22 protein-coding genes, 1 tRNA gene and 1 pseudogene are annotated in these 24,270 nt (G+C 35.8%); 20 read left to right on the forward strand and 4 right to left on the reverse strand.

Going from position 1 to position 24,270, the window contains the following annotated elements; translation table 11 throughout:
• Positions 1-2: 2 nt before the first annotated feature.
• The 5 genes from ACFINI_RS07745 (at position 3) to ACFINI_RS07765 (ending at position 2,965) form a co-directional block, all read left to right on the forward strand.
• Positions 3-530 (forward strand): antA/AntB antirepressor family protein, encoded by a 528-nt coding sequence (locus ACFINI_RS07745; RefSeq protein WP_375614004.1) that lies wholly within the window; start codon positions 3-5, stop codon positions 528-530.
• 153 nt (positions 531-683) lie between these two features.
• Complete coding sequence (locus ACFINI_RS07750; RefSeq protein ID WP_375613981.1) at positions 684-1,493, forward strand: ERF family protein; 810 nt, start codon at positions 684-686, stop codon at positions 1,491-1,493.
• A 1-nt stretch (position 1,494) separates the two neighbouring features.
• Positions 1,495-2,118, forward strand: coding sequence for a lambda exonuclease family protein (locus ACFINI_RS07755; protein ID WP_375613982.1), 624 nt, complete (start codon positions 1,495-1,497; stop codon positions 2,116-2,118).
• 58 nt (positions 2,119-2,176) lie between these two features.
• Positions 2,177-2,665, forward strand: coding sequence for a DUF488 family protein (locus ACFINI_RS07760; protein WP_375613983.1), 489 nt, complete (start codon positions 2,177-2,179; stop codon positions 2,663-2,665).
• Positions 2,666-2,761: 96 nt separating this feature from the next.
• Complete coding sequence (locus tag ACFINI_RS07765) at positions 2,762-2,965, forward strand: AlpA family transcriptional regulator (protein ID WP_005865986.1); 204 nt, start codon at positions 2,762-2,764, stop codon at positions 2,963-2,965.
• A gap of 99 nt (positions 2,966-3,064) precedes the next feature.
• Here ACFINI_RS07765 and ACFINI_RS07770 read toward each other — a convergent pair.
• Positions 3,065-3,140 (reverse strand) — tRNA-Thr (locus ACFINI_RS07770).
• Positions 3,141-3,594: 454 nt separating this feature from the next.
• Between ACFINI_RS07770 and ACFINI_RS07775 the strand changes: the two genes are divergently transcribed.
• The 9 genes and pseudogenes from ACFINI_RS07775 to ACFINI_RS07815 all read left to right on the forward strand — a co-directional run bounded on the left by ACFINI_RS07775 (position 3,595) and on the right by ACFINI_RS07815 (position 11,063).
• Entirely contained in the window at positions 3,595-3,771 is a 177-nt protein-coding gene (locus ACFINI_RS07775; RefSeq protein WP_375612388.1) for a SlyX family protein, read from the forward strand.
• Between the two features lie 1,032 nt (positions 3,772-4,803).
• Positions 4,804-6,231: an amino acid permease gene (locus ACFINI_RS07780; RefSeq protein WP_375612396.1), complete on the forward strand. Its 1,428-nt coding sequence runs from the start codon at positions 4,804-4,806 to the stop codon at positions 6,229-6,231.
• Between the two features lie 40 nt (positions 6,232-6,271).
• The gene (locus ACFINI_RS07785) at positions 6,272-6,952 is read left to right on the forward strand and encodes an energy-coupling factor ABC transporter ATP-binding protein (RefSeq protein ID WP_375612389.1); all 681 of its coding nucleotides are present in this window, start codon (positions 6,272-6,274) and stop codon (positions 6,950-6,952) included.
• Entirely contained in the window at positions 6,949-7,605 is a 657-nt protein-coding gene (locus ACFINI_RS07790) for an energy-coupling factor transporter transmembrane component T family protein (protein ID WP_375647402.1), read from the forward strand. The genes ACFINI_RS07785 and ACFINI_RS07790 overlap by 4 nt, the downstream gene beginning before the upstream one ends.
• Positions 7,606-8,163, forward strand: a complete 558-nt coding sequence (locus tag ACFINI_RS07795; protein ID WP_375647406.1) for a biotin transporter BioY — start codon at positions 7,606-7,608, stop codon at positions 8,161-8,163.
• Between the two features lie 257 nt (positions 8,164-8,420).
• Positions 8,421-8,987, forward strand: a complete 567-nt coding sequence (locus ACFINI_RS07800) for a biotin transporter BioY (protein ID WP_375612392.1) — start codon at positions 8,421-8,423, stop codon at positions 8,985-8,987.
• Positions 8,988-9,909: 922 nt separating this feature from the next.
• A pseudogene (locus tag ACFINI_RS07805) lies at positions 9,910-9,960 on the forward strand (hypothetical protein); the annotation flags it as partial.
• 246 nt (positions 9,961-10,206) lie between these two features.
• Positions 10,207-10,836, forward strand: coding sequence for a hypothetical protein (locus ACFINI_RS07810; protein ID WP_375647409.1), 630 nt, complete (start codon positions 10,207-10,209; stop codon positions 10,834-10,836).
• 11 nt (positions 10,837-10,847) lie between these two features.
• Entirely contained in the window at positions 10,848-11,063 is a 216-nt protein-coding gene (locus ACFINI_RS07815; RefSeq protein ID WP_375647413.1) for a hypothetical protein, read from the forward strand.
• Here ACFINI_RS07815 and ACFINI_RS07820 read toward each other — a convergent pair.
• The gene (locus ACFINI_RS07820; RefSeq protein WP_375647418.1) at positions 11,056-11,586 is read right to left on the reverse strand and encodes a hypothetical protein; all 531 of its coding nucleotides are present in this window, start codon (positions 11,584-11,586) and stop codon (positions 11,056-11,058) included. The genes ACFINI_RS07815 and ACFINI_RS07820 overlap by 8 nt on opposite strands.
• Positions 11,587-12,160: 574 nt before the next feature.
• Positions 12,161-12,397, reverse strand: coding sequence for a hypothetical protein (locus tag ACFINI_RS07825; protein WP_375612395.1), 237 nt, complete (start codon positions 12,395-12,397; stop codon positions 12,161-12,163).
• A 289-nt stretch (positions 12,398-12,686) separates the two neighbouring features.
• Between ACFINI_RS07825 and ACFINI_RS07830 the strand changes: the two genes are divergently transcribed.
• The 5 genes from ACFINI_RS07830 (at position 12,687) to ACFINI_RS07850 (ending at position 17,808) form a co-directional block, all read left to right on the forward strand.
• On the forward strand, positions 12,687-14,627 hold the full coding sequence (locus ACFINI_RS07830) for a DUF637 domain-containing protein (RefSeq protein ID WP_375647421.1): 1,941 nt from the start codon (positions 12,687-12,689) through the stop codon (positions 14,625-14,627).
• 65 nt (positions 14,628-14,692) lie between these two features.
• Positions 14,693-15,268, forward strand: coding sequence for an SMI1/KNR4 family protein (locus tag ACFINI_RS07835; RefSeq protein ID WP_375612463.1), 576 nt, complete (start codon positions 14,693-14,695; stop codon positions 15,266-15,268).
• A gap of 52 nt (positions 15,269-15,320) precedes the next feature.
• Positions 15,321-15,908, forward strand: a complete 588-nt coding sequence (locus ACFINI_RS07840; RefSeq protein ID WP_375647424.1) for an SMI1/KNR4 family protein — start codon at positions 15,321-15,323, stop codon at positions 15,906-15,908.
• Positions 15,909-15,960: 52 nt separating this feature from the next.
• Positions 15,961-16,425 (forward strand): SMI1/KNR4 family protein, encoded by a 465-nt coding sequence (locus tag ACFINI_RS07845; RefSeq protein WP_375647426.1) that lies wholly within the window; start codon positions 15,961-15,963, stop codon positions 16,423-16,425.
• An 882-nt stretch (positions 16,426-17,307) separates the two neighbouring features.
• Entirely contained in the window at positions 17,308-17,808 is a 501-nt protein-coding gene (locus ACFINI_RS07850) for a hypothetical protein (RefSeq protein WP_375647428.1), read from the forward strand.
• A 310-nt stretch (positions 17,809-18,118) separates the two neighbouring features.
• Here ACFINI_RS07850 and ACFINI_RS07855 read toward each other — a convergent pair whose 3' ends face one another.
• Positions 18,119-23,086 (reverse strand): DEAD/DEAH box helicase, encoded by a 4,968-nt coding sequence (locus ACFINI_RS07855; protein WP_375647432.1) that lies wholly within the window; start codon positions 23,084-23,086, stop codon positions 18,119-18,121.
• A 585-nt stretch (positions 23,087-23,671) separates the two neighbouring features.
• Between ACFINI_RS07855 and ACFINI_RS07860 the strand changes: the two genes are divergently transcribed.
• A partial coding sequence (locus ACFINI_RS07860; protein WP_375647436.1) for a POTRA domain-containing protein occupies positions 23,672-24,270 on the forward strand: 599 nt, incomplete at its 3' end.

The raw sequence follows: 24,270 nt of genomic DNA on the forward strand, positions 1-24,270 counted from the left end.
TTATGAACACTCTTATTAAAATTACAGAACAAACAATTGATCAGGAAACAGTTCAAACCGTTAATGCGCGTGAATTGCATGCATTTTTGGAAAGCAAACAAGATTTCTCTACTTGGATAAAAAAACGCATCATTGCTTATTCTTTTCTTGAAAGGCAAGATTTTATTCGCTTCCACAAAAAAATGGAAGCGAACAATGCTATAGCAGTAGAATATCATCTCACCTTAGATATGGCGAAAGAGCTTTCTATGGTTGAACGTAATAAGAAAGGACGACAGGCACGTCGTTACTTTATTGAATGTGAGAAAAAACTAAGAAACCAATCTGTTGATTATGATCGTGATACCCGTTTTGATTTGCCAAGCTATTGGGAGGGAATGAACGCTGGTGAAAAAGTTTTGTATCTTTTGGGTCCAATTCATATGCGTCTTATTGATGCCTTCAGAGTGGATGAAGAAAACAGAAAATATAAAGCCCTCATTAAAGAAGCAAAACAGGTCTTAGAAAAATCTGTTACGAAAGCCGCTTAGTTTTAAAAAAGATTTCATTTCCTCGTCTTTTCAGACGGGGAGGTGGTCAATATCACACAGTCTCTAGAAACAGGATTGTAACAACCAACTAACTTTTAAAACATGCGTGATTCACGCCACGGGTGAATTGCGCTCAAATAGGAGGAAATCAAGATGAGTGAACTAAGTACCACACAAACGGAATTAGTGGAAAAAACGAACGATTGTGAAATCAAACCTACAGCTATGGAGCTTATTTTAGAAAGAGCTTTAGAAAATGATGTCGATATGGATCGTCTCAAGCGTCTTCTTGAATTGCGAGAAAAGGAGATAGAACGACAAGAGCGTCAAAACTTTGTCCGTGATCTTTCTACTATACAAGTGGAATATAAAAATATCGAACAAAATGCCATTAATACACATACTAAAAGCCTCTATACAACGCTTGATAAATATATTGATGCTATTAAAGAACCTCTTGCAAAACATCACTTTGCCTTGTTCTCTCGTATCAAAGACCAGAGTTCAAATGACATAACTGTAGAAATGACTTTAAAGCATATATCGGGCAATGAAATATCAACACAAGGAACATTTCCCATTGATGCTACGGGAAGCAAAAATAACACACAAGCGGTTGGTTCTACTATAAGCTACGCACGTAGATATCTCTTAGGCATGCTTCTTAATGTTGCAAGAAAAGAAGACGATACAGATGGAATAACACTTCTTGCGGGTATCTCTTCTGAACAGATGAATGAAATCAAAGAATTAATTAAAAAAACACAATCTGAAGAAAGTAGGCTTCTCTCTTTCATAGGAGTAAAAAATCTAAAAGATATGTCTTTTAAACAAGCACAAACCGCTTTGTTTTCTTTGAAAAAAAAGCAACGAAAGCAAATGAATAAAGCACAACAAGAGCAATTAGATGCACCTATACAAGATATCGAATATGCGCCAACTCAACAAGAAACGGCGGTGTGAAATGGAACAAAGGACAGCAGAGTGGTTTCAAGCGCGCTTGGGTAAAGTCACTGCATCTAATGTCTACAGCGTACTCAGTAAGACAGCTAAAGGCTTGCCTACCAGCAAATATGAAGACTACAAAATCAAACTCATTACAGAGCGCCTAATAGAAGGAATAAGCCAATCTTATATAACACCAGCTATGCAATGGGGCATTGAACATGAAGAGAATGCCTTGAGAGAATATGAATTCATTTATGACGCAGAAGTCACAAGATGCGGGTTTATCCAACACCCAAAAATGAAAATGGCGGGTGCAAGTCCTGATGGGTTCATTGGAGAGGACGGCTTAGTTGAGGTCAAATGCCCACAATCAACCACGCATTTGCGCTTCTTTATATATGACGAAATCAAGCCTGAATATATCGCACAGATGCAATTCCAAATGGCGTGCACAGGACGCAAATGGTGTCATTTCATGAGCTATAATCCAAACTTTGTAGGTAGATCTACTGGTTTGAGAATGAAAATCAAACGCGTCAACCGTGATGAGAAATACATTGAAGAGATCAATAAAGCGGTCGAAATCTTTTTAGGGGAAATAGAACAAGAGATGCAAAAGATTTTGGCAAAAGCTGCTTAAACCTATGGGGGTGCTCTCTCCTCCCAGCACCCCCACCCATTTACTAAGGAAATTAAACGTGTGTAACACCAAACATATTATCATACAGCCTGCTAAAGATGAGGAATTTTGTTTTTTTACCATTGGCTATGAAGGTAAGTCCCTTGAGAATTATCTTAGTTGTCTCATAGAAAACAATATCAAAACTTTATGTGATGTTCGTAAAAATCCAATAAGTAGAAAACACGGATTTTCGAAAAGACAATTAGAGGAAGCTGTGAGCAATATTGATATTGAATATATGCATATGCCTGAACTTGGAATTGCTTCTGAAAAACGAAGAAATTTGAAAACACAAAAAGATTATGACCGCCTTTTTGAAGATTATCAAAATACAACTCTCAAGAATAATTCTTGTGCAATAAATAAATTATATAAAATGTTTTTAAACAAAAAGCGCGTTGCAATCACCTGTTTTGAAGCCAATGTATGCATGTGTCATAGAGGACAACTCGCATTAGCTCTTACTCAATTGCCTGATTGGAAATATGAAATTAAGCACATCTAAAAAATAAACTTGCAAATTTTTAAAAGTTGGAGTGCTTCACATGCCTTCCAGCACTCCCACCCATTTAATTAATATAAAAAAGAGAAAGGTAATGAGATGATATTTGATGATGGAGATAGATATGTAACGACACGTGAGTGTGCACAGCTTTTTAGTGTATCCACAACAACGATTCGCAATTGGGTGCTTCAGGGGTTGTTTCCGGAGCCATATAAGCTAGGGAGAGCAGTGAGATGGAGAAAAAAAGAGATCCTAGCTTTTACTCCAAAGAAAAATAAGGAGCAAATAAGAACAAATTAGGTAAAATTATATAAACTGTAGAAGGTGGTCTAAAAGGTGGTCTGAAAATGGCTGTTTAAAGAAAAAATCTATATATTTCAATACGCTAAATACAAAAAGTGGTGCCGCATGCCGGATTCGAACCAGCGACCCCATCATTACGAATGATGTGCTCTACCAACTGAGCTAATGCGGCATAGGTTTGTAAGTCAATGAGACAAAACTAATTTGAGGGTAATAGCTAAAAGTACGTATAAAAGCAAGAATGCATTTTTTCAATAATTTATACATATGATAATAATTTGAAGGAGAATTATGTAAAAGTCAGAGGAAAGTATTCTTTGACCTTAATGCTATAAAATGCTTTTCAATTTACGATAGCACTTAAATTAAGAAGATGGGAATGTAGATCTTTAGGATGAAAAATGGTGTCAAGATAACTTAGTAAAGATAAAAACATTTTCTGATTCTTAAGAAAGAAATTTGTTGCATAGAGTGATTGGGAAAATAAAGATCATCATAAACCTTTTATAATGTGCAAATAGATGATTAGAATTAGTTGAGAAGTTACTTCTCATTTTTATGGGAAGAAAAAGGGAGGAGGATTAATAAAATTAATCACGTTTTTTATTTTAGAGGGAGTAAAAATCATGTCGGATGAAGATCGGCTGATAGAATTAGAAATGAAGCTAGCTTACCAAGAAAAATTCATTGAGGAACTTTCTCGAGAGGTAACTAATCAATGGAAAAGTTTGGATGAGATATCTAAAAAAGTTGATATTTTAGCGAGACGATTTTCAGATTTAAAAGAACTAGAGTGTTACTGAAGCTGTTATCTTACCATTTTCTCAATAGGGAGAAGGTGCGAAATATTTTTTATCACAATTGCAATTATTTACAGATAAGTCTTTATTTCACGCATTTTGTTAGACTTGTAGAATAATTTTTATAAGCTTCTTCATTAATTTTAATAAGTTCCAATCTTATAAGGAGAGCTGATATTAGAAGACGTTTTTTTATGTGGGGTTTCTAGTACGAAAATTAAGAAAAGTTTTTGTAGAGTATTAAATAAGCAGCTATAGAAAAATATATGAACTGCAATATTTTAAGTTTTTTCTGTACAGAGTTTTCTTATAGATGGGAGGTAGATTTATTCGCTAATTTTTTTTAAATTGATACAAATAAAGTGATGTTATCGTTATCTATAGAAATCATAAGTGAGCGCCTATATTTATAATGAAGCGTTTTAATTTTTTCTGATGATCAAGTGATCTTCAGTTGTTTTAATAGAGTGAGGGGTTTTAAGCGACATCGATTATGTTATAGTACAGAGGGCTCTAGAAGTTTTTTTAAAGATCAAATGTACTCTTCGTTATATGTATATGATATTTTGTGAAAAGGCTTTTGTTTTTCGTAATTTAAGATACAAAATACTATTGCTAAAGCACCAAAGATAGACCATGCGGGTAAATAAGTGAGAGTAATGCAAATTGAGGACAGAAAATCAGGCATTACCTTGCATAGAGATTGATTAAGGTGATAGATATCTGTTTGCAGAAGGCTTGTTAAAATTTTATTAAAGGGGGTTGTTGTCCAATGTGATGTGATTACAGAGTGTGCGTTATCAATGACCAATGCTATAATGGTTAGTGTAACGAAAATGAAGGACATTAATTTAAATAAAGGGTGGAGCATATTTTTTCTTAAAACTTCAACGGGACATACGTATAATGCACAAAAAAATAAGGAGTTGCATTATGATAAGAAAATAAGTTTACGTTTGTTTTGTGTTTTTTGAAAGAGGTGCCTAATTTTTCAATAAAAGTTGAGGTTAAGTTCAACAAAAGTAGTGAGGCATGATGTCTGAAAAAAAGCACGAGGAATTGAAGCGTAGCCTTCAAAATCGCCATATTCAAATGATTGCTTTGGGTGGGGTTATTGGGACAGGACTTTTTTATGGGTCAACCGAGGCAATTCAATTAGCTGGTCCCTCAGTTATTTTATCTTATCTTGTAGGCGGGCTTATTATGTATTTCATTATGCGAATGCTTGGTGAAATGTCAGTAGAAGAACCGTCTTCAGGAGCATTTAGTTTTTTTGCTTATAAATATTGGGGGAGATTAGCTGGTTTCATAACAGGTTGGAATTATTGGTTTCTTTATATTCTTGTGAGCATGGCTGAACTTACAGTGATAGGGTTTTACCTTGATCATTGGATTTTGATTGATCATTGGAAGACATCTTTCATTGTTCTTTTATTTGTTACATTTGTTAATTTGTTTAATGTTCGTTTTTATGGAGAATTTGAATTTGCTTGCGCTTTGATCAAAGTGGCTGCTGTTATTGGTATGATTATTTTTGGAATTTTTCTCATTGTCACTGGACTAGGGGAAAATCAAGCGAATATTCATTATCTTTGGGACCATGGCGGTTTTTTCCCTTATGGAGCAGTAGGGGTTGTTTTAGCAACTTCTGTAGTAATGTTTTCTTTTGGAGGAACGGAGCTTATTGGTATTGCTGCTGGAGAGGCATCTAATCCACAAAAAACAATTCCAGCGGCTATTCGTCAAGTTATGTGGAGGATTATAATTTTTTATATTGGTTCTATCAGCATTATTATGATAATCAGCCCTTGGAATATGATTGGAAAAAATGGTAGTCCTTTTGTCACAATTTTCGAGACTATAGGAATTCCTGCTGCTGGTCATATTTTGAATTTTGTGGTGATTATGGCTGCTATTTCTGTTTACAATAGTGGCATTTATTCTAATGGCCGTATGCTTTATAGTTTAGCTGTACAAAAAAATGCACCACATATTTTTAGTAAACTGAGTGCTGCTCGTATTCCTTATATTGCTATCCTTTTTTCATCATTATGTACGGCGTTGATTGTCGTTGTTAATGCTCTTATTCCTGATAATAGTTTCATGCGGATCATGGCTCTTGCAACTGCAGCAGCAGTGATTACTTGGGCTATTATTGTTATTGTTCATTTGAAATTTCGCAATGCCCATAAGAACAGAAAGGGCGATTTTATTTATGCGTTTGGTTTATATCCTTACGCTAACTATCTTTGCCTCTGCTTTCTTGCTTTATTATTTTGCATTATGTTTGTCAGTGGTTTTGGGAAAAATGGATTGATGACTCGACTTTTTGATATGATAGGAATAAGCGTGCCTTTCCTTGAAGCATATATTCCTGTACAGATGCCTGATATGAGTTTGGCAGTCATTATTATTCCTCTATGGTGCTTGTTATTACTTTTAGGTTATAAACTGAAGCGATAGAGAAAGAAGAGCTAATAAAAGGGATTGATTGGAATAAGCCTTGGGGATTATAAAATTTGATGAGGTAACACAAGTTTTTGGTGATTTGTGTGTTTTAAGAAATATTACTGTACAGCTTACCGAAAGACGAGTTGCTATTATAGGTGCGAATGGTTCTGGAAAAAGTACATTTGTTCGCCTTATTAATGGGCTCCAATTACCATCTCATGGTTTTGTAAGCGTTGATGGGCTTGATACCAAACGCGATGCAAAAGCAGTAAAGCGTAAAGTTGGATTTGTTTTTCAAAATCCCGATAATCAGATTGTTTTACCATTAGTTGAAGAGGACTTATCCTTTGGTCTCAAAAATTTAAAGCTTAATAAAGATGAAATTAAGGAGCGTGTAGATGAAATTTTACAGCGCTATGAACTTCAAGATTTCAGAAATCACGCTGTCCATTTATTAAGTGGTGGGCAAAAACAACTCGTTGCTATTTCTAGTGTAGTTGCAATGAAACCAGACTACATTATTTTTGATGAGCCGACGACATTACTTGATTTGCGAAATAAGCATCGCGTTACGCAAGTGATAGAAGAATTACCACAAACGGCAATAGTTGTATCGCATGATTTAGAGTTTTTGAAAAAGTTTGATAGAGTACTGGTTTTTGATAAGGGGGAGATAGCAATTGATGAAGTACCTTTTGTTGCTATAAAGGAGTATATAAGAAGAATGTCATGATCGGTTTATATATTCCGAGGGATACATTTATTCATAGGTTAAGTCCTGGAGTTAAGTTATTATTTCTTACGGCCAGTGGAACTTTTATAATAATGGTTTCTTCCATAGCGCTTCTTGGTTTATTTTTGTTGTTTGTCATCTTATTCTATAGAGTCGCCAAGATCCCTTTCAAAACTGTGATAAAGCAATTTAAATCGATGGGATTGCTTTTAGTTCTTCTATTTGTATTTCAAACTATTTTTAGCGGTTGGCTTACGGGGGTTGAGGTCATATTACGTCTTGTTATCCTCTTTTCTTTATCATCAGTTATTTCATTCACAACAAAAGTGTCAGATATGGTGGATGCAATTGAAGCAGGCCTCCAGCCCTTTCGTTGTTTTGGTATAAATCCATCAAAAGTGAGTATGGTTATCTCTATGGCGATCAGGTTTATTCCTCTTTTGAGTGAAAAGTTTAATGAGGTACATGAAGCACAGCAAGCACGAGGACTTAATACTAACATTGTCGCTCTTGCAATACCTTTAATTATACGGACTATAAGAATGGCGTCAGAAGTGGCTGAAGCATTGGAAGCGCGTTCTTATGATGCTGATACTATTGATACAGCATCTCGTAATAATCAGAGTTTTTATAGTAAAAAAAAGAAGAATTAAATGAATACAAAAGATTTAGTTTATATTGCTTTATTCGCCGCTATTTATGCTATTTTGGGCCTTTTTCCTTCTATTTATCTTCCTTTTCTTCTAGGGGTACCTATTACAGCTCAATCGATGGGACCGATGCTAGCAGGGTCTATTCTTGGGGCAAAAAGGGGTGCTTTAGCGTCACTCCTTTTTCTTTTTCTTGTTTTGATTGGATTACCTCTGTTGCCTGGTGGTCGCGGTGGGATCAGTGTCTTTTCAGGAATTGCAAGTGGTTATTTAATAGGTTTTCCATTTGCCGCATTTTTTATTGGTTTAATGGTAGAGTTGTTTTGGCAGCGGTTAAATTTTATAACATTATTTATGATAAATACTTTTGGTGGCATTGGGATAGTTTATTCTTTTGGTGTTCCATGGACAGCGTATATGATCAAAGTTTCTTTACTGAAGGTTTTAATGGCTTCATCAGTTTTTTTGATAGGCGATTGTTTAAAAGTGTTGATTGCATCCTTTATTGCACTCGCGATTAAAAGATCTGTTCCTCTCATTCATTCAAAGCATAATAACTAAAATAAATGTATTATTTTGTTATATTGTTATTATATAATATTCATATATCACTATTATTGAATTTAAATATAGTAATTTATGATGTAATTAAACATTGTAGAATCTAATATGATTCATATAAGTGATGTTATTAAAATAAATTATTATAGTATTTTTCTCTATATCTAAGGCATTTAAAGTGTACTTTTATAAATATGATACTTTTTATTAATTATACAACAATAACGAAAGCTTTTCCCTAGTGAAGGAATAATTCAGTGAATACAAAAGATTTAGTTTATATTGCTTTATTTGCCGCTATTTACGCTGTTTTGAGTCTTTTTCCTCCTATTTATCTTCCTTTTTTGCTGGGTGTCCCTATTACAGCTCAGTCTATGGCTCCGATGTTAGCAGGCTCTATACTTGGAGCGAAAAGGGGAGCTTTAGCATCACTTCTTTTCCTTGTTCTTATTGCGATTGGGTTACCTCTATTGCCTAGTGGTCGTGGTGGAATTAGTGTTTTTTCAGGAGTTACGAGTGGTTATCTGATTAGTTTTCCATTTGCTGCATTTTTTATTGGCTTTATGGTAGAATTATTTTGGCACCGGTTAAATTTTATAATATTATTTGTGATAAATACCGTGGGTGGCATTGGGATAGTCTATTCTTTTGGAATACCATGGGTGGCTTATATGACACAGGTCCCTTTGCTGACAGTTTTAATAAGTTCATTAGGTTTTTTTGTTAGTGGTTTCTTGAAAGTGCTGATTACATCCTTTGTAGCGTTGACCATTAAAAAAACCGTTCCTCTCATTCATTCGGAAAAAGGGGCAGTTTTGTACTGAAGAACAAGTTTTTCCAAATGTATGTAGATTAAAAAGCACTACGGAATATCATTCTGTTTTGTTTACTTTTTTATTGGTATTTTTATTTGCATAGCTCTCAGAGGTAGCCATACAAAAATTGAATGTTGCGGCACCAAAATTCTTTTTTCTTTCAGGAGCAGCTCTCAAATAGCCAATTAATATCATTTTATTCAACATGCTTGTAAGTTTTATTCGATTTGCATATTATATGCATAAAGCCTTAGAATAATTTATTATTTTTTTAATATTTTTAGTTAATTAATCACTAATTTTTAAATTATATTAATTGTACAAAAACATGGATAATTAAGTGTTCATCTAAAACTCTTGATGTATATAATACCCTTATAAATGTATTAATATAAGGTATAAAAATGAGATTTGAATGGAATGAAGCTAAAACAAAAAGTAATCTTAGAAAGCACCGTGTAAAGTTTTGAAATAGCTGCATATGTTTTTTCTGATCTATTCTCCATAGCTAAACAAGACCGTGTTGAAAATGGAGAGTATGGTTAGCAAGCTTTAGTGCTTGTGGAGTTTTTTTATTACTATTCGTAGTGCATACTGTCCATGACGATAAAGATGGCATAGAGGTAATCCGTATTATTTCAGCACAGAGAGCCAACTCGAAAGAAAAGAAACGTTATAAAGAAGAAAGTTCGTTATAAAATCGAGGTAGGTAACTTATCGGCTTTGACAGATGAACAGAGAGTTGAAATTGATAAATTGGCTGTAATGTCGGATAGTGCAATTGATCATAGAGATATTCTGTCACTCAATGATGAGTTCTGGAAAGACGCCGTTTTCAATCCATTCTGTAAACCCATGAAAACTGTCACAACTGTGCGTGTGGATTCAGACGTACTAGCGTGACTTTAAAAGTCAAGGGAAAGGATATCAAACGCGGATTAACGCCATTTTACGTGATGCCATGCTTTGTTCAATGCACTGATTTCTCCTCCACTTAAAAGCAGGGAAGGGGGAGCCCATATTCTAAAAATCTAACTAGCTCTCACTGCAGAGTTCTCTAAAGTTCGTATTGCTTTTGCAATTAAAATTTTATAGCCTTAATTTTCAGCCAAACGATTCTAAATGACCCAGTATATTTGCGATACACTACACTCACATAGTCACTAAGATAACTTAGGCAACATCTACCACCCGATAAGACTATAGACATTGTAATTATGTTAATTTTATGAATACCCTTAACTTTCTTTCTTATAAATATAAAATAGATCCAGCCTCAGAATTAGTTAATATCAATGATGCTGATAAATTTTTAGAGGAAGGAAGATACCGTTTTAACCGTGATAATCAATGTGTTACCTTAATAATTGAAAAGTTTTCTGTGAACTCGAAGATCTGCTATTGGATTTATGTTTTAACGGGAGAAAATAGTCCTTATAATCCCCAAGTGATTGATTCTGAAAATGACTTTCAGAATATTCCTAACCCACGTCCTAGAAAATATGTTGAACAGAATAAGCAATATTTTGGAATTTTGATTCCTATAGAGTTAACTCTTTTTTCTTCAAATAAAGAGTTAAACAAATTCTTGCAGCTACACTACAAAAAATCTTTTCCTCCGAAAACGATTGATATCTCACCTGATATTGTTGGTAAGGAAGAGTTCGAAAAAAAATTGCTTTTAATTAAAGAAATAAAACTGAAATATACACAACCAAAACAACTAGATTTTTTTGCAATGCAATCAGAAGACAACTTGCTAAAGATGGCTAAACTTTTGTTGGGTGAATTTCCCACGGATGATTATTCTGAAATGGAACTTGACTTGGGTATCAAATTTAAAGAAAAAATAATTTAAAGAATTATTTTTTGAATCTTTTTAAAAAATATAAATTAAATCCAGCATTTAAAAACATAAGTTTTGTTGGAAAGACACATAATAATTTTGATATAATATTTAATACTGAAACTTTTCAACATAAATTTGCTATTAAAACGAGTAAAAATGATAATGGTATGTATAATGAAGGTCATATAAAAGAAAAATTAAAGCATGAAATCGTAAGTTTTACTGTATCTATTTAATAGAGCACTGTAGCGTGTAAATAGATATATTTATTAAACTGCGTGTACGCAACATAAGGAAGAATACACAGAATAAAAAAAAGTACCAAATTATAATATTTGAATATCCAAGAGCAATATCTAAGTACCAAAGTATGGTATCCAATGAAAAAGAAAACTTGTGCTCCACGTACTTAGAAATGACAGGCAAAGAAACAGTTTCTTTATAACTACTTGGGAAAATTAAAACGACAAGCGCTAAAATTATTAACTTTAGGAGACTGTGCATATACTGATGTAACTCACATGTTAATTTCTTCCAACCTGTTGTATTGCCGCATTTATATTGTGGGTTGTTTTGCAACTCAGAAGGGATATTAGAATTGCATAAAATTGCAAAAACAGTTGTTACGATCACCAAAGAAATAGACGCGAATGTCAAAATACCCTGAATAAAGTCAAGATTTTTTCTTATTCCTAAAAAACATACAAATATAAAAATTATAACGCCAAACAAGGCTTTTCTCTTCTTATCTGTAAACATATTTATTTCCTGTGAAAAAATTATGATTCAATTTCTTAAATTATTTTCTGATATAAAAACACAAACTACCTTTTAGTCTTTTTAGCATTTGCTTTTCTTTTAATAGCAATGTCTTCTACTGCATCCAGTTGCTTTTAATATTTTAGTTAACCTCGTCTATGATTTATCTATAGTTGATGATAGCTTTAAACACAAAGCTCCATAATCCCAAACTCTTGCTTGCATTTTGATACCCAAATCCACCTTTCAAAAAAGCCCATCGCACTGGCAATCCTTTCATAAAGATTAAAGAAAAGCTCTGTTATTTCAAAAGTACACGAAAGGGAATCATAATTGCCGCAACATTTTTTGCGCTGATGCTGGCGACTCATGTTTTAAAAAACAAATATTTTGAAATTCGTGTATCCTAAAATCCTTAATTTGTATTAATGGATTTATTTACTTTATAAATTTGATACTATAGAGCCATTTTGGCTTCTAGAAATATATTGTACATTAAAAAAACTTTTTAATCACTCTTTAAATGCATATCCAATCCAAAAGTGATCAGCACTTTTCACTATTTTGCTATTTTTTAGAAATCTATTTTAAATTCTCCTGTCATTAGTTCATGAAGAGTTTTGGCTCGTGAAAGAAGATCTTTTTCAATCTCTTCACAATACTTAGAAAAATCTGTTGCTCTTGGAATGATTTTTTTAGACATGCTTTCTACGTTGCTCTGCAAAATGCGTTTAAAGGACTCTTTCAAAATCAATAAGGAAATACCTTTGAGTTCAGTTTGATAAGCTTGAGAAGAGGTGTTATCGTCCATATCTTTTCGCTTGTGGAAGCTACCACAAGAGAACAAGCGAAAAAAGTATTAGAGATATCATCATTTGAAGCTTTTACAGCAATAAACCTGTGAAGCCATATGCAAGTCTCAAGTGCATTTTCTTCATTCGGTTTTTGTTTTTAATTTTCCATACAACACACTGCTATTTCAGGCTATTACTTTGGGTTGATTAAGATTTGTAAGGAAAGTTGATTGGCAAGCAGTTAAGGCTGAATTTAAAGACTGGGATTATAAAGCCCAAGGGCTGACAGAAGCCGGTGCGGCTCTCGTGGCATTGGCTGTCACGGCGGTTACGGGTGGAGCAGCCTCGGGCGCTGCCAGTGCCATTACCGGTGCTTTGGGGCTTGGCTCGAGCACCGCCATGAATGCGGCGATACAGGCTGGTGTCCAAGCGCTGATTAACAAAAGCGCTGTGGCTCTTGTCAATAATCGCGGCAATATTGCCGGTGCCTTGCATGAGCTTGGCTCTTCAAAGAATGTTCTCAGCATTGTCTCGTCGATGTTGACAGCAGGCTTAACCAGCCAACTAACCGAAATGGCTGGTGTTGGACAATCCTTGCCCAAAACGGCTCCTCTGGTTGATCGCATCACCCGTGAGGCGGAAAAGAACTTGATCAAAGCCGCCATTGGCACAGGCGTGCAAACGGCTCTTGAGGGTGGTTCTCTTGACAAGAACTTTTTTAACAATCTGCGCATCGCCCTGTCTGATACGGTTGGCAAATCGTTGGCGGAAGAAATCGGTACCGCCAAGGCTGAAGGCAAAATAGACACGGTCACACAGATCGTTGCCCACGCCGGTCTTGGCTGCTTAAAAGGCGCTGTTGCGAGCGGTGCTTGCACAGCCGGTGCTGTGGGGGGTGCTGTGGGCGAAGCCACTGCTATGCTCCAGTTTCAATTGTGGGTGCAAGGCATTGTGAAAGAGGAAATGGGGGATCTAAACGGTCGCACCCCAACTGCGGAAGAGGAAGCGCGTATAAACGCAAAGATTGATGCGCAGTTTGCTGACTTTAGAGACCACACCATTGATGTTGCACGGGCTGCTGGGGGCGTTGCCGCTGCCCTTGCCGGTGGCAATGTTGATGCCGGTGCCGATGCCGCAGGTAATGCCGCTGCAAATAACTACCTCAGCAGTGCTCAAATAGCCCAGATGAATAAAGAATTAAAGGAGTGTCCTGACCTTTTATGTGAAGCAGAAGTGTCTGCGAAGTGGTCTGCGATTAGTACAGGGCAAGGTATAAGCTTTGGGGCTGGTATAGTAGCTGGTGTACCGGCTGAAGTATACGGTACGGTTGATGGTTTTTTGCAAATAATCAGTTCTCCTACGGTTGGTGACTTGATACAAATAGCCAAAAATTCCAAAGAGATTTTGAAAGCGCTCAAAGATTTCTTCACCAGTGGTAAGGTTTTGGCTACCCTTGGGCATGCCTTTGCACAGCCCTATGTAGATCGCATTAATAAAATGGAGGAGGAATATGAGCGAGCCGGTGCCGGTGGTTCCTTTAATGCTGGTCTTGAATTTGGAAAATTATTGACTGAAGTAGCAACGCTGTTTTTGGGAGGAGCTGGAACAGCCAAGGGAGCCATAAAGCTTGGCGAAAAGACAGTGATCAAGTTCAATGCTATGAAAGATTTTGCCCAATTCGCTTCCAAGAAAAATCTTGCAGAACTTGCAGCTCAGGGAGATCCTGACAAATTTGCGGCGAGGAAAGAACTGACCAAACTTGCTGCTAAAGAAAAAAAGCTTTGGTTAAAAAAGAAACCCACTAAATTTACCGATAGCAAATTTGGACAGACAAACAAAGCCTATCAGAGAGACGACCTGTTTGATCCTAATAAAAGGGTTAACTGGATGGAAAACAAAAAAGAAATGTGGGGCACTAATATTGATAGAATGGAAACAGGAAGAGCACCGATAGGATTTGATGGTCAGCCTGTTGAGTTGCATCACCTAAAGCAAACGCATGAGGGGCCCATAGCAGAAATTGGCAGTAAAGATCATAACAAATATAATTCCGTGATTCATGCTCCTTCTAAAACACATCAATCGCTTATAGAGAGAAAAAAGTTTGGTAAGTGGAGAGAGGAATATTGGAAGGAACGCGCTAAAGGATATAGAGAACAAACAAACAATAATTTAGGAGGAATAATCGATATGAAATGGAGTATCATAGGGATAGATTTTGACAGATGGGGACAGGAGCATCGGTAGTAATGCTCTACGGTTGATGAAAAGAGAAAAAAGAAACTTATAAAATAATTTATGGAGGATAATTGATGAAAACCTATACCTTAGCGGATGTCATAGAATTAGTTGATAAATATGATGGTGATATTGTTAGTTTTGGGATTGCAGAAAATGCGGTTGATGATCTCGTGATTGAAAAGGCGGAGAAAGCTCTCGGTTTACAATTCACATCTTCCTATAAAACTTTTTTAAAACATTATAAAGGAGGAGACATTGCTGGTTATGAAATCTATAGCCTTTATAAAGAGTGTGGAGAAGATATTCCTTTTGATGACATTGTTTTACAAAACTTAAATTATTATAGAAAACATGGTTTTGTGACACCAGAACAGCTTGCCGTTAGCAGAACAGATTTTGGTGAAACCTTTTACTTTGATTATACGCAGTTTCGGGATGGTGAATGCCCACTTTATGTCATGCTTCCATCTGAAGATTGCGAATATTACGCCAGTAATTTTTATGAATTCCTTTGCAAAAGAATTAAAGAAAGCGTGGGAGTTGAGATACCTGATGGTGATCAACCAATTGAAAAGATTGAGAACACTCCCACTCCGCAACCTATACCTTTTTACAAGAGCTTTTGGAAAAAACTATGGAAGAGGTGAAGTTGATAGAGGGAATATGGAGCGTTTATCACGCAAGTTTTGAGGATCATCTATGAAAACCTATACCTTAGCTGATGTTGCAGTATTAATTGATAAAGTGAATAAATATGATGATGAGATTATCAATTTGGGTAGTGAAGATGATGAAGAGAATGAAACAGATGATCTACAGATTGAAAAGGCGGAGAAAACTCTCGGCGTACAATTCACATCCTCTTACAAAGTTTTTTTAAAAAAATATGGAGGAGGAGAAATTGGTGGTGAAGAAATTTATAGCCTTTATGGAGATTGTGGGGAAGGTATTCCTGCTGGTGATATTGTTTACCGAAACTTACTCAATAGAGAACGTGGTTTTGTGACACCAGAACAGCTCGTTGTGAGTTATGATCTTGATGAAACCTTTTATTTTGATTATACGCAGTTTAGGGATGGAGAATGTCCAATCTATGTCATGTTTGCGGATGAGGAGTCCGAATATTACGCCAGTAATTTTTATGAATTCCTTTGTAAAAGAATTAAAGAAAGCGCGGGAGAAGAGATACCTGATGGAGACCAACCAATTGAAAAGATTGAGAACGCTCCCACTCCGCAACCTATACCTTTTTACAAGAGTTTTTGGAAAAAACTATGGAAGAGGTGAAATTGATAGAGGAAATATGGAGCGTTTATAACGCAAGTTTTGAGGATCATCTATGAAAACCTATACCTTAGCTGATGTTGCAGTACTAGTTGATAAATATAACGATAGTATCGATTTTGGCTCTACAGATGAAGTAGTTGATGATGCACTGATTGAAAAAGCAGAGAAAACTCTTGGTTTGCAGTTTACGTCTTCCTATAAAAGTTTTTTAAAAAACTATGGAAGAGGGGAAATTTGTGGTGAGGAAATATGTAGCGTTTATGATACAAACTTTGAGATTGTTCGTAGTGATGATATTGTTTATAAAAACTTAAATTATAGAAAAAATGGTTTTGCAACGCCACAGCAACTTATTGTTAGTAGAACCGATTTTGGAGAGACATTTTTCTTCGATTATTCTCAATTCCAGAATGGAGAATGTGCACTCTATTTTGATTTTCCACCCAAAGATCCACAATATTATGCAAGTAACTTCTATGAATTCCTCTGTAAAAGGATTACAGATAATTTGAAGTAAATTTCTTTGTATGGTGGTTTTATTTTCAAATTGCAATGTTAAACCACCATTATTTTTTTTAAATGAGAGAAAATTAAAATCAATATATTTCAATATGTTATTATTTTAATGATACAACCTTTTAAATAGTAACCCATAAATTCAACTAACAATATATATTTGTCAGTTATGTGTCAGTAAATTGAACTGACAAAATAGATTATTTTAGTGAGTGATTAAAACATGTCTTATGAAAAGCGTATGATCCTGTAAAGCCTTTCAAAAGATAGCTTGTAACTCATATGAAATGCTATCAAAATCATTATGGTTATGAGTTTTGAAGGGGTTTTGAGTTTTGAGGGTTGCTGCTATTATGTAAAAAAACGATAAAAAGTAAAAACGTTATTTTTCAATATGTTAAGATTTTACAGACCTTTAAAAAACAACCCATATTGATAATACAACCTATAAATTCAACTAATAATATACGTTTTGAGGGGGGGGTGACGGTTTTTACACCTTCAAAACCTATAAGCAAAATGAATATACATAACTCTCTTTAAACAAAGCTTTTGATAACAATAAAGCACTCATTTTAGATTACGGTATAATCTCTTAAAGGCAATGTAAAAAAATCTAATTCACTTTAAGAGTGGATTTCTTAAATTTTGCAAAACAATCTAAAAAAATTATTTAAAAGTTCAAATCGTATCTTTAATTTGAATTATAAATACATTATTAGACTTTTGCATTAATCAAAGGTTTATGATGATGAAGTTTTTTATTTTACTTTGTTTGTTAATACTCACAGCTTGTGGTCCTATAACACATTTGAACGGAATTGTTGATCCAAACTACAAGGGACGATTTCAAACGAAAAAGGTGGTCATAGGAGGTGTTGGCATGTCTATTTCTGAGCAAAAAGAACTTGAAGACACCTTTGAGAAATCCCTCGTTAAATACAATGTACAGATATTGAGAGGATTAGAACTTTTCCCTCTAACTCGTAATTATTCCTATAACGAGAAAGAGGAAATTATAACAAATAAAGGCGCAGATGCACTCCTAATAGTTAGCGTTGATAATCGTGCTATATCACAGACGTATATCCCGCCAACATATCATCCGGGAACCTCTACAAGTACTATTTCGGGATTTGGAAACTTTGCTACCATAAAAACTGAGACGACACCAGGTTATGTGACCGGTGGATATAATATTAGTAAGCCCGCCATAAGTGTTAGTGTTTATCTTATTCACCATACAAAAAACAAAGAAACCATATGGCTAGCAAAAGGCTATAGCGATGGAAATGCTTTTGCATCATTTTCTAATCTCATAGTAAGCGTTGCTGAAACAACTGTTGAAAAACTAGCCAAAGAGGGGCTTATAGTCCCAAAGTAGAGTTAGGAAAATAGCAGCATAATCACGAATTTTAGCCACAAGGTCGATGTTAATAAAGCTATCATTTTAGATTACGGTATAATCTTTTAAAGGCAATGTAAAAAATCTAATTCACTTTAAGATGGGATTTCTTATAAGCCTTAAAGCAATCCAAAGTACAGTGTTTAAAAGTACAAAGCCTTATTTTTAGAATAACGCATATTAGGATTGTATCTAATCAACTTAACAAAAGAGGTATAGATTATGGTTATAAGACCTTATACCCCTTGTAAGGTTATCACTCTCATTATGTGAGCATGCTTTAATAAGCTTATTCAGTTTTTCTTATTTCTAATTTTGGTAAGTTCTTAACAATCTTCATTGTTTCTAAACTTACGGTAATAACCCTTTGAAATAACTCTAGAGGGTAGGCAGGGTTGCCAACGGTTTCAACAGCATAGCGATTGGCATCATTCACAATACCACTCTTTTTATCAGTCTTTACACATTGACGCTCCATAACCCATTCAAGAGCGGGTTTACCATTAACGATATACTCATAAGCTTCAAGAGGAATATCTGTCATGATGATATTGCTATTATAAAAAACAGTCGATTTATCCTTTTCCTTACTATTCCCAGAAAATTTCATTTCAGTCACGTAATAGAATTTTTCGGGATTAGAGATCTCTGTAACTTTTGGATTACCCTTTTTAAAGGTCACTGGATAAGGCTCTACAGTTTCATAATTCACGTGCAAATGACCGAGTTCACGCCCTGCTGTTACGAACTTCCAAAAGTCATCAGCACTCTTTACACACGGGATACGAGGCAGTTCTTTAGAGAGGTTATCAGCATAACGAGAGCGATAATCTTCCGAATGAAGTAGACCGTAAACATAATAGAATAAATCATCTTTCGTGATAGTTTCATTCGGATAAGCAGCTTTAAAATGTGCTAATCCTTCATCCGTAATGGCATCACGCCTCTGTAAACCAACTGTTTTACTTTCTTCTGTAGAATCCGTAAATAAATGGGATTGTTTCTCTCTTTTACTTTTTGGGACCGTACTATCTTCATAAATATAGCGTGGAAAGCATTGTCCATTTTCTATCACCTGAACATCGGGCAGAGCCGTAGTCATAAGCACAGAAAAGCCTCCCATTACTCCTATGCCTGTAACTTGTATGATTTTATTTTCAACCGCTTTCTCCATTGGGAATATACGCGGCGTTTGGTAAACTCTCTCATTGAAAGTACGATTATAATAAAGCCACTGTCGTGTAAAAGGGCGATATAAACTTTGCATGAGGCATGCATCTTCGAATTTAAGAATTTTTCCTCTTACCAATTCTTGTTTAACATTATGGCTCCAGCTAATCTTGCTCTCATCTGCATTGATGAAATTGTTTACAGCATTTGCACGTATTTTATGATCAGCATGTGGATAGGCATCATTAAAACGTTCTACTTCGCTATTATAGAAAGTAATCATATTATGCATATTATTTTCTAAAATCTTATAGCTTGAGTTATATGCCCAAGCATCACGGTTTGTTTTTAGACCACAGGAATAAATTTTAAAGAGCTTTTTATCATGTCCTTTTTTAACACCTATAGCTAAAAATTTTTTAAAACTGTCATCACGTTGCTTTATCCAATCCCCATGCTTATCCGGTGTAATTATTTGCCAACCTTGTTTACTCCGTGTAATACCATCAATGCTTCCAAGGGATTCAATCATTGTAAGCTTTTCTTGCCTCGTGAGATAGTCTCCAATATCACGAAAATATATCTTACCACGCTGTTGTGCATTTGGATTTTTTACGAGAACGGAAATCGCTATAGGGGCTCGAGATCCAGAACCAAAAATTTTACCACCTTCTTTTCGAGAAAGTTCTCCAGAAGTTCGTTGATTACCCCGTAAATGGAAAATATAAAGGCTGCTAAATTCCTCAACGAGGCACTTTCGTAGACTGTCCGTAGAACTTCCATTAATAAAACCGGCATTTGTGACAAATCCGATTATCCCAGCATTATCAATACGGTCACTTGCCCAGCGAATAGCACGAATATAGCTATCATAAATTGCTTGCATATTGGTTGCTTTTGAATGAGCAGCATAAGTTTCACTAATACGTTTATCTAAAATCGGATAGGGTGTGTTTTTTGCATTATCATTTTCGTTTTTTTGCTTTGTTGAATAAGGAGGATTGCCGAAGATAACTTCAACATTCAGTTTCTTTTGAAGTTCTAAATATTCACTGTTTTCTTTTAGTATACCTTCCATAAGGTCTTTTTCTTTAAGCATCTGAAACGTATCAGCCAGACCAATATGCTTGAAAGGGATATACTCTCCTTTCTTCAAACTATGATAAGTCGATTCAATGTTAATGGCTGCTATGTAATAAGCTAAGAGAACAATCTCATTGGCATGGATATCATGACGGAACTTATATTCCATATCCTCTGGTTTGATGAGATCTGATTGTAAAAGCCGTGTAATAAAGGTTCCAGTTCCCGTAAAAGGGTCGAGAATGGAGACACCCCGTGACCCCAAGCTTTTTCCAAACTCATTACGCAACACATCATCAACAGAATGAATGATAAAATCGACAACCTCAACGGGGGTATAAACAATGCCAAGCCTATCCGTTGTCTTCTTAAAAGCTTTGGTAAAAAAATCTTCGTAAAGTTTGATAATAAGATTTTGTCTTGCCTGTGGTTCGGTAATGCCAGAGGCACGGAACTTTACGCTGTCATAAAACTCTTGTAATTCTTTGGATTCTTCCTCAATATTGGTTTTATCGAGTTCTGTTAAGATTTTTTCCATTGCTTGCGAAATGGCATTGTTTTGCACAAATTCATTGCCCTCAAACAAAGCTTCAAACACGGGACGCGTTACAAGATGTTGCGCTAACATCTCAATCGCTTCTTCTTGCTTTATCTCACTGTTTAAGTTGTTTTTTAATTCTTTATAAAACGCATCAAAGGCATGATAAGCTTCGCTTGTTTGATCAGAAAGCATAGTTTGAAGGCGTGTGATATGGTTTTGTGCAATCTCAGCAACATTGCCAGCCCAAATGCCCCAATAATCACTCATAGTAGATTTTTTAACAATCAGTGTTTTGAGAGCATTGGGAAACTCAACAAAAAAGGGCAATCTTCCTTGTCCTTCATATGTTTGGTGCGGTTCATGAGCTTGTGTCCCAATACGAAGTCCGGATTGTTCCGATTTTTCGTGGAGCGTGATTTCGTCAATAACCGTGGTGACATTCTCTAATTCGGTCTTTTTAGAAACTGTAACAATGTCGATGATAGAGCTTACGTCTTGCCCTAAGACCATCTGGTTAAGGGTTTTACTAAAATTCTCATCATGGGCAAGCAAAGCATTGAGAACTTGCCAGACAACACTGTATCTCTTATTGTTTTTTAATGCCTCTTCTGGTGAAACACCAGCAGGAACACCAACCGGCAAAATGATATAGCCCATCTTTTTGCCTTTTGCACGACGCATCACACGTCCTACCGCCTGTATCACATCCACTTGGCTTTTACGCGGGTGTAAAAACATAACCGCATCAAGGGAAGGAACATCAACACCTTCTGAAAGGCAGCGTACATTGGTTAATATACGGCAGACATTCTCACCCGCATCTTCTTTCAACCAATCAAGTTTTATCGTACGGTTTTTGGCACCAGATTTTCCATTAATATGATCTACTTGACAGTTAAGAGGGGGAATATTTTTATGGTTTTCATGAAGATCACGTAAATCTTTCTTAACTTCTTCATCATTGAATGTGTCACGAATGCGTTCAGAAGTTTTAATATCTCTACAAAAAGCCAAAGCCCGATGCATGGGTCTTGTATCATCTCCAAGATCAATTTTCAGATCCATTTTGGTAAGAGCTTGATAACAACCCATGATCTTTGTTCTATCATCAAGAATAAGTTCATAATTCTCATCTGTCATCAGATGCTGGATAGATTTACTCACTTCTCCTTCATCAACACCTAAAACGATAATCTTGTAAGGCGTTAAAAGTCCATTTTTTACAGCATGGGAGAAACTATAAGAATAAAGGATTTTGCCATAAAGCTCTTCATCATCCATAGAAGCCAGAACGGCATCAATCTCATTAGCTTGTTTTTTGGCATTATCACTAAAGATACGAGGTGTTGCTGTCATATACAGACGTTTCTTTCCCCGAATAAGGCTATTATTATGAACCTTGATAAACTCAGATTCACTCTTGTCTGTTCCTAACACAGCTCCAGTGGTACGGTGTGCTTCATCACAAATGATCAGATCAAATTCCGGTAAAGCATATTTCTTTTGCGCATCCGAAATCACTTGGATCGAATGGTAGGTAGCAAAGACCACTGTCATTGTATCAGGAGAAGTCTTATTGGCTTTTTCTCCAAGCTTTTGAGAATCTGTTGTTGCTGGTAGAGCGAGATCCGAGACATCGAGTTCGGCAGCATCATCTTGGGCTTTACGACGCTTGCCAACTTGTGTATCAGAACACACCGCAAAGGAACGCAAGGGTATTGCTGTATCTGCTGTCCATTCTCTTATTGTTTGTGACATTAAAGAAAGAGAGGGGACAAGAAATAAAACACGTTTACCTTGACCAGCAAGAGCTTCTGCTATCTTCAGACTGGTAAAGGTCTTTCCCGTTCCACACGCCATAATCAGCTTGCCGCGGTCTGCTTCTTGTAAACCGTCACAAACAGCTTTAAGCGCTTCTTGTTGATGATCTAAAAGCTTTTTCGGTTCTTTTTTCTTAAGAGTAGCTTCCCCTTTGCTTTCAAAGGTTGACCAATCTATTTGACTGTTTTCCAGATCAAAAAGATTAATCCGTTGAATGCGGACTCCTTGTCCTTCACAGGTGAGATCGGCATTGTTACTCCAATTACCTTCGGTGCTATCAACCAGAATACGGCGTGTGAAGATCTTTTTTCCCGAGGCAGCAATAAAGCTATCAATATCTTCCTTCTTGATTTGATGATTTGCACTATAAAACTTACATTGAATAGCGGCATATCCTTCTTCATCACGAATTTTAGCAACCAGATCAATGCCGATATCACGCCCATCTTCTCCATGCTCTTTTGCCCATTCACAATAGGTTTGAACCTTTTCATATTCTTGGCATTGCAGAGGGTCTTGCGTCAAATAAGCAATTACAAACTTTTCAAAAGAAGTTCCTCTATCGCGCGCACTTTCTGTATGATCACGGTAGGATTGTAACAGAGAGCGTAATGTCAGTGGTTTGTTATGAGATTGAAGCATTTATAATAAAACCCCACCGCTTTATAAGCGTTGATCTATCGGTGTCAAAAAACTTTAAATAGAATCTGCTAGATCTATTTAAAACAAATAGCAATAATAAAATAAAAAAAGGGTGCTAAAGACCCACAACCTGCTTAAAAAGAAATTTTATTAAATGCTGCTTATCCACAGCCCATGACATGAGGTAAAATCAGCAAAATAGTGAAATTTGCTGTTCGTTTTATGGAAAAAAGACAAATTTGATATGTGCTTTAAGATATCAGAATAAGCATTTTACCACGCATTTTATAGATAGGTTTTGAAGGTTCACTCTATGAATGCAAGGGGATATGGTTGAGCAAATTTATCCTTTATATTTATGGGGATATTGATGTATTAACCATTGACGGGCTAAACAGTTTTGTTTAGAGGTTTCTTTATATAAATGTGGGGGAGAGATCTTCAGCAGTTAAAATAAAGTGGTTTTTTTAGTGTCACTTTTCTTTGGTAACAGAGGCATGTGCTTTTGTTAAAAGCGTCATAGGGCAGTGGCTGTTTTGAGTGGATTTATTAGCGGTTCCATGAAGTTCTTTTAAAGAGTGCTTCATGAATAATGCAAAGCGGGGGCAATCTGTATTGTTTTATGTATTTTTACGCCAAAGTTCTCTTTTGAGAATTTTTCGTGCCATTGTTGTTTTCTTTGGCTTGTTTACAGGTGTAAATGTTTATGCGCGCTCCTCAGCTATTTTTCATTCCCCAACAGATAATTTTTCTCGCCAACAATCTGAGAAGCAGCAATTAGAAAGAATTGAGAAATTACGCGCTTTAACGCCTAAAAGGATCAAGACGCCTTCAGAGCAAAATCCAGAAATGCTTTTGGGTGGGAAGCAATGTTTTCCCATTCATGCTGTTGTTGTTGAGGGAGTGCATCATGTCAAAAAGCGCTCTATATCAGCCGTAACAGAGCCTTATGTTGGAAGATGTATTGGGCTTTCTGATATCCAAATATTGATCAAGAAGTTAACCAAAGTTTATTTGGATCAAGGCTATGTGACGGCGCGTTTTTACATTCCTGATCAAGATATCAAAAACAGCAAGACGCTCAAATTTGTTGTCGTTGAGGGGAAACTTTCAGAGATTTACTATAATGGTTCACCGGCATCTCGTTATAATAATGTTGTATGGAGTGCTTTTCCTGGGCTTCA

Origin of the sequence: Bartonella sp. AA56HLJMS, assembly GCF_042197145.1 — a bacterium.
Lineage (GTDB): Bacteria > Pseudomonadota > Alphaproteobacteria > Rhizobiales > Rhizobiaceae > Bartonella.

Excerpts from the sequence above, each read along its gene's own strand:
- ACFINI_RS07840 (WP_375647424.1), top strand. The coding sequence starts at position 15,321 with ATGAAAACCTATACCTTAGCTGATGTTGCAGTATTAATTGATAAAGTG.
- ACFINI_RS07855 (WP_375647432.1), bottom strand. The coding sequence starts at position 23,086 with ATGCTTCAATCTCATAACAAACCACTGACATTACGCTCTCTGTTACAA.
- ACFINI_RS07750 (WP_375613981.1), top strand. The coding sequence starts at position 684 with ATGAGTGAACTAAGTACCACACAAACGGAATTAGTGGAAAAAACGAAC.
- ACFINI_RS07765 (WP_005865986.1), top strand. The coding sequence starts at position 2,762 with ATGATATTTGATGATGGAGATAGATATGTAACGACACGTGAGTGTGCA.
- ACFINI_RS07745 (WP_375614004.1), top strand. The coding sequence starts at position 3 with ATGAACACTCTTATTAAAATTACAGAACAAACAATTGATCAGGAAACA.
- ACFINI_RS07795 (WP_375647406.1), top strand. The coding sequence starts at position 7,606 with ATGAATACAAAAGATTTAGTTTATATTGCTTTATTCGCCGCTATTTAT.
- ACFINI_RS07850 (WP_375647428.1), top strand. The coding sequence starts at position 17,308 with ATGTCTATTTCTGAGCAAAAAGAACTTGAAGACACCTTTGAGAAATCC.
- ACFINI_RS07790 (WP_375647402.1), top strand. The coding sequence starts at position 6,949 with ATGATCGGTTTATATATTCCGAGGGATACATTTATTCATAGGTTAAGT.
- ACFINI_RS07845 (WP_375647426.1), top strand. The coding sequence starts at position 15,961 with ATGAAAACCTATACCTTAGCTGATGTTGCAGTACTAGTTGATAAATAT.
- ACFINI_RS07810 (WP_375647409.1), top strand. The coding sequence starts at position 10,207 with ATGAATACCCTTAACTTTCTTTCTTATAAATATAAAATAGATCCAGCC.
- ACFINI_RS07780 (WP_375612396.1), top strand. The coding sequence starts at position 4,804 with ATGTCTGAAAAAAAGCACGAGGAATTGAAGCGTAGCCTTCAAAATCGC.
- ACFINI_RS07775 (WP_375612388.1), top strand. The coding sequence starts at position 3,595 with ATGTCGGATGAAGATCGGCTGATAGAATTAGAAATGAAGCTAGCTTAC.
- ACFINI_RS07755 (WP_375613982.1), top strand. The coding sequence starts at position 1,495 with ATGGAACAAAGGACAGCAGAGTGGTTTCAAGCGCGCTTGGGTAAAGTC.
- ACFINI_RS07825 (WP_375612395.1), bottom strand. The coding sequence starts at position 12,397 with ATGGACGATAACACCTCTTCTCAAGCTTATCAAACTGAACTCAAAGGT.
- ACFINI_RS07835 (WP_375612463.1), top strand. The coding sequence starts at position 14,693 with ATGAAAACCTATACCTTAGCGGATGTCATAGAATTAGTTGATAAATAT.
- ACFINI_RS07820 (WP_375647418.1), bottom strand. The coding sequence starts at position 11,586 with ATGTTTACAGATAAGAAGAGAAAAGCCTTGTTTGGCGTTATAATTTTT.